The following is a 1,222-nucleotide window of genomic DNA, read 5'->3' as shown; positions in this document are numbered from 1 at the left end:
GGTGCGGGAGGCCGCCATCGCGGCGGTGCCGAGCGCGGCGCCGAGCCAGCGGTTTCCGTGGCGTCTGCGCCCGGACTTCTGCTTGCCTGCGGACTCGTGGTGTCCGGGGCAGACTCCCGCCCAGGAGGCGAGGTGTCCGGCGGTGCGGAACCGGGACATGTCGGCACCGGTCTCCGCGATCAGGACCTCCGCGACGGCCTGGCCGACGCCGGGGATGGTCTGCAGCAGCTCAAGCTGCCGGGCAAAAGGGCGCATCTCCTCCTCGATCCGCGCCGACAGCTCCGTGATCGCGGTCTTGATCTGGTCGATGCGCTCCAGGTGCATGCGGCAAAGGAACGCGTGGTGCTCGCTGAAGTTGCCGGTCAGCGCTTCGGCAAGAGCGGGGATCTTGGGACGCATACGGGCCTTGGCCATCTGCGCGAGCGCGTGGACGTCGCGCTCGCCGTCGATGAGCGCGTCGAGCATGGCCCGCCCGGACACCCCGAGGATGTCGGTGGCGACGGTGGAGAGCTTGATCCCGGCGTCCTCGAGCTCCTTCTCCAGGCGCTGGGCCTCCCGCGACAACTCGCCCGCGAGGGTGGAGCGATAGCGGGTCAGGTCGCGCAGGTGCCGGATCGGCTCGGGCGGCACGAACGAGGCCTTCAGCAGTCCGCATTCGCCCAGCTGGCACAGCCAGGCGGAGTCCGCGACATCGGTTTTGCGCCCGGGGAGCCCCTTGGCGTGGGCGGCGTTGACCAGGATCACGTCCAGGCAGTCTTCGAGCAGGTAGAACGCCCCGCGCCAGTAGTCACCGGTCGCCTCCATGACCACCAGGGTGACCCGCTCGGCGACCAGCCATTCCCGCAGCTCCAGCAGCGCGTTCGTCGTCGTGGCGAAGGTCCGGATCTCCTGCCGTCTCGAGCGTCGGCCGCTCGGGTTCGGGGTGCGTACGCACGCCTTGAGGTCCTTCTTCCCGATGTCCAGCGCGGCGCACCGCTCGTGCAGCACTTCCATGACAGCCCCTCCCACCACGACCGGGTTGAACGGTGTGCCGTCCGGAGGAGCCACAGGGCTGAAGAGTCTGGTCCGCGTGCTGCAGCAACAATTGACGGTCCCTGCAAGCGGCTCCCGACGCCATACTGACACTCGAGCTCACAGGCATCACAGATTCGCCGGCGTCCCGGACGGACACACCCCGATTTTCCCGGCCTCACGGCGGCCGGCGCAGCCGGTCTGGGTTACT

At 69.2% G+C, this 1,222-nt stretch carries 1 protein-coding gene; it reads right to left on the bottom strand.

Annotated features, from left to right (window positions below):
* Positions 1-993, bottom strand: a 993-nt coding sequence (locus ACFQ87_RS46625; RefSeq protein WP_380617116.1) for an IS110 family transposase, incomplete at its 3' end; no start/stop codon positions are given.
* Positions 994-1,222: the final 229 nt, after the last annotated feature.

The organism is Kitasatospora sp. NPDC056531 (assembly GCF_042794375.1).
Taxonomy (GTDB): Bacteria; Actinomycetota; Actinomycetes; order Streptomycetales; family Streptomycetaceae; genus Kitasatospora.
This window is presented reverse-complemented; position numbering and strand designations above follow the sequence as displayed.